The sequence below is a fragment of the Pseudomonas sp. GM18 genome (assembly GCF_000282195.1).
Taxonomy (GTDB): domain Bacteria; phylum Pseudomonadota; class Gammaproteobacteria; order Pseudomonadales; family Pseudomonadaceae; genus Aquipseudomonas.
Window position 1 is genome coordinate 1 of sequence record NZ_AKJT01000116.1, and the last position, 4370, is coordinate 4370.

Genomic DNA, 4370 nt, shown 5'->3' on the forward strand with positions numbered 1-4370 from the left:
CGAACGCAGCCTCGCAGGCTCGGCAGCTGCTACAGGCCGTCGCGAATAGTCAATTGTTTAGCCAATCCACACCCAAGGTTCTTCAAATCCCGATTTAACGGCTTAACCGCCCGTGTGACGCTGCTGCTCATCTGTTTACGGCGGTCTTCTCTATGGACGGTTGTCCAGTCGCACTCCCTTCCGAACTGGCCTTCTGGGCGCTGTGGCACTGCCGTCACGCGCGCCCGCCGGATTCCTGCATCTCCCGCTGATTGTTCTGACAGGTCCCGCGCTGTGCGCCGGGATCAAACCGGCGGCGCCTGTGCGTTTGCCTGACGCGGATAGACGAGAATTCCCATGAGTTGTGCCACGACATCCTTCGCCACGAAAGAACAAGCCCTGACCTTCCTGGAACACAATCCGGATATCGAGATGTTCGAACTGTTCATCCTCGACAACAACGGTGTGCCACGGGGCAAGTTGCTGCATCGCGATGAGCTGCTGGCGGTGTATGAAAGCGGACGCCCGCTGCCGAGTACCATTCTGGGCCTGACCATCCATGGCGATGACGTGGAAAATTCCGGGCTGGTCTGGGACGTCGGTGATATCGATTGTCGCGCTTACCCTGTCAGCGGCAGTTTGCAGCGCATGCCGTGGCGATTGATTCCCACCGCGGCGGTGCAGGTCAGCATGCATCCACAAGAGGGCATGCCTGCGACTATCGCCGATCCACGGCACCTGCTGGCTAAAGTCATCGAAGGCTTGCAGGCCGACGGTTATTACCCGGTGATGGCGGCGGAGCTGGAGTTCTATCTGCTGGATCAGCAGCGCGACAGCAACGGTCGGCCGCAGCCGGCGCGGGATGTCGATGGCGGGCGGCCCCGTGGGACTCAAGTCTACGGCTTGCGTGAACTGGAACAGATCGAGCCGTTTCTGGCCGACCTCTACAGTGCCTGCAAGCTCCAGGGCATTCCGGCGCGCACGGCGATTTCCGAATACGCGCCGGGGCAGGTGGAAATCACTCTCGAACACCGCACCGACGCTTTGCAGGCGATGGATGAAGCTGTGCGCTACAAACGGCTGGTCAAGGGCGTGGCGCACAAGCACGGGATGACGGCTTGCTTCATGGCCAAGCCGTTCGATGACCTGGCCGGCACTGGCATGCACATGCACGTCAGCCTGGCGGATAAGGAGGGCAATAACCTGTTCGCCAGTGACGCCCCGGCCGGCACGCCGCTGCTCAAACACGCGGTCGGCGGGATGCTCACCACATTGCTCGATGCGTTGCTGCTGTTCTGTCCGAACGCCAACTCGTACCGTCGTTTCCAGACCAACAGCTACGCACCCCTGGCGGCCACCTGGGGCGTGGACAACCGTACCGTGAGTTTGCGAGTGCCCGGCGGGCCGGCATTCTCCCGGCATATCGAGCACCGCATTTGTGGTGCCGACGCCAACCCGTATCTGGCAGCTGCAGCGATCCTGGCCGGTATTCATCGCGGCATCCGCGAGCAACTTGACCCTGGGGCGCCGGTGGAGGGCAACGGTTACGCCCAGGCCGCGCAATTGTTGCCGACCGACTGGTTGACCACGTTGCGAGCGCTGGAAGGTTCGAATTGGGCCCGGGAAGCATTCGGCAGTGAGTTTCTTGGCGTCTATCTGGCAGTAAAACGAGCCGAATACCGGCAATTCATGGGCGAAGTCGGTGAGCAGGACTGGCGCTGGTATCTGCATCAGGCCTGAAACGGGCCTCCACGGTTGAAAGTTTTGGCCAAATGCCATAAGCCAACTATTCGTTGGCTTCTTTTTCACGAAATATTGATGGTTGACTGCTTAAGATTTGTGGCGTCTCGGTCAATGAAATTTTCACATTTGCCGCGGGCACTTCTTTTCAGGAACAGCCGATCACATGTTGAAGTTCAAAGCCGTGCGCCCCGAGTGGGTGACGTTGGTTTCCAGTGCTTTTCTATTGGCAGGGTTCAATTTAGTTCTCTGGCAACACCTCTTCGATATCACCGCTGCAGACGGTCAAGGCATCGTCATGCGTGTCGCGTTCGGGGTGATGATCCTGGCAGCCTTCAACATTGTGCTGACTTTGCTGGCATTCCGGCGCGTGATGAAACCCGTGTTGACGCTGATCTTTCTGATCAGTGCCGGTGTGGCGTACTTCATGAGCCAATATGGCGTGCTGATCGACGCCGGTATGTTGCGTAACTTCGCCGAAACCAATGCCACGGAAGTACGCGATTTACTCTCGCTAAAACTGTTTGTTTATATCGTGCTGCTCGGCGTCTTGCCATCGTGGTTATTGTGGAAAATCCCGGTTAATTACCGTCGCTGGCACCGTGAGTTATTAAGTAAAGTGCTGGTTTGTGTCGCCTCGGCTACGGTGATCGGCGGCGTCGCATTGGTCAACTATCAAGGCCTGTCGTCGTTGTTTCGCAATCACCATGAATTGCGCCTGATGGTGGTGCCGAGCAACTACATCGGTGCCTCGTTCGGTTATCTGCGTGAGCAAGTGGTGTCTGCACGGCAACCTTTCGCCAAACTGGGTGAAGATGCCCGGAAAACCCCGGCCTGGCAGACCCACGACCGTAAATCCCTGACGGTACTGGTGGTGGGCGAAAGTGCCCGGGCCGAGAACTTCGGCATCCTGGGTTATGACCGCGACACCACGCCGAAACTGAATAAGGAAGCCGGCCTGATTGCCTTCACCGATGTGCATTCGTGCGGCACGGAAACGGCTGTGTCGGTGCCCTGCATGTTCTCCAACATGGGCCGCAAGGATTACGACGCCAGCAAGGCGAAGAATCAGGAAGGTCTGCTGGACGTGCTCAAGCATGCCGGTCTCGAGGTGATCTGGCGCGATAACCAGTCAGGCTGCAAAGGCACCTGCGATCGGGTCATTGTCGATGACGTGAGTGACCTGAAAGACCCGGTGCTGTGCGCCAACAGTGAGTGCCGCGATGAAATTCTCCTGCAAGGTTTGCAGCACTTCATCGACACCCTGGATAAAGACACCGTGCTGGTGCTGCACCAAATGGGCAGTCACGGTCCGGAATACTTCAAGCGCTACCCGAAAGAGTACGAACACTTCACGCCCGTGTGTGAAAGCAATGCACTGAACAATTGCAGCCGCGAAAGCATCGTCAATGGCTACGACAATACGCTGGTTTATACCGACCACGTGCTGTCGACCCTGATCGATCTGTTGCGCAGCAACCAGGGCAAAGTCGATACCGCGATGCTGTATCTGTCGGACCACGGCGAGTCGCTGGGCGAATACAACCTGTTCCTGCATGGCACGCCTTACATGCTCGCACCGGAACAACAGAAACATGTCGCGATGCTGGCGTGGTTCTCCGACAGCTATCAAAAGTCGTTCTCGGTGGACACCCATTGCCTGCAACAGAGTCGTGAAAAGCCCTTGAGCCAGGACAACCTGTTCCATTCGATGCTAGGTCTGCTGCAGGTCAACAGCACGGTCTACAACCCGGGTCTGGATATGTTCGCCGGATGCCGCGGCGCAATGGGCGACGGTGTGCTGGCCAAAAAATGAGCGACTCGACCTTTTTTTCACGTAACGACCGCTAATCTGCGGCGCCTGGAACATCCAACAAGAGCCATTACACATGTCCGCGCAGCCCCCATCCGCCTTCGAGCTTGAGTTCGCCCGGCGCTACGATCAGGAACACGCCCGCGTCTGCCATCAGCCGCGACCGCGTGGCCTGGCGGGGCGTTTGACGTTCTGGCGCGAAGAGCAATTGGTGCGTAACGCGCTTCAGGTCGCTGGCGAGCCGGGTTTGATTCTTGATGTGGCCTGCGGGGTCGGTCGTTTCTGGCCGGTGCTGGCCGAGCATGCGAACCGGGTGATTCTCGCGACCGATCCGTCTCAGGACATGCTCGATCACGCCAGCACCCATCATCCGCAGAACCTGCTGAAACGGATCAAGACCTTTCAGAGTTCAGCCTTCACCATCGGCTTGTCGGCGAATGCGGTTGACTGCATTTTTTGCCTGCAACTGTTTCAACGCATCGCCTGTCCCGAGCATCGATTGGCCATGTTGCGCGAGTTCCACCGGGTCAGTCGCGATACGGTGATTGTGGCAGTGAGGGTTGATGGGCATTTCAAGCTCGGGCGTTCGGACGTGGAGGGCGTACAGGACCAGCCACAGGCCAGCAAGGCTGAGCTTGAGGCCGAGTTCAGGCAAGCGGGTTTCTGCTTGCTCAGTCATCAGGATCTGGTACCGGGTTGCACGCGGATGCGGGTCTACGTGTTGCGTAAGGACAGCTAGGGGGCGTTCTCAATTAGTTTCCCCACCGCGCCGGGTCTGCTGTTGTGCAGGGCAAGGCGCGAGAAGCGTGGTTTGGTCATTCCAAATAAGCTTCGAGCA

At 58.2% G+C, this 4370-nt stretch carries 3 protein-coding genes; all 3 read left to right on the forward strand.

Going from position 1 to position 4370, the window contains the following annotated elements; all coding sequences use genetic code 11:
* Positions 1 to 336: 336 nt before the first annotated feature.
* The 3 genes from PMI21_RS02550 (at position 337) to PMI21_RS02540 (ending at position 4271) form a co-directional block, all read left to right on the forward strand.
* Positions 337 to 1719 (forward strand): glutamine synthetase family protein, encoded by a 1383-nt coding sequence (locus PMI21_RS02550; RefSeq protein WP_007941557.1) that lies wholly within the window; start codon positions 337 to 339, stop codon positions 1717 to 1719.
* 166 nt (positions 1720 to 1885) lie between these two features.
* Entirely contained in the window at positions 1886 to 3535 is a 1650-nt protein-coding gene (locus tag PMI21_RS02545; protein ID WP_007941558.1) for a phosphoethanolamine transferase, read from the forward strand.
* A 73-nt stretch (positions 3536 to 3608) separates the two neighbouring features.
* Positions 3609 to 4271, forward strand: a complete 663-nt coding sequence (locus PMI21_RS02540; protein ID WP_007941559.1) for a class I SAM-dependent methyltransferase — start codon at positions 3609 to 3611, stop codon at positions 4269 to 4271.
* Positions 4272 to 4370 lie beyond the last annotated feature (99 nt).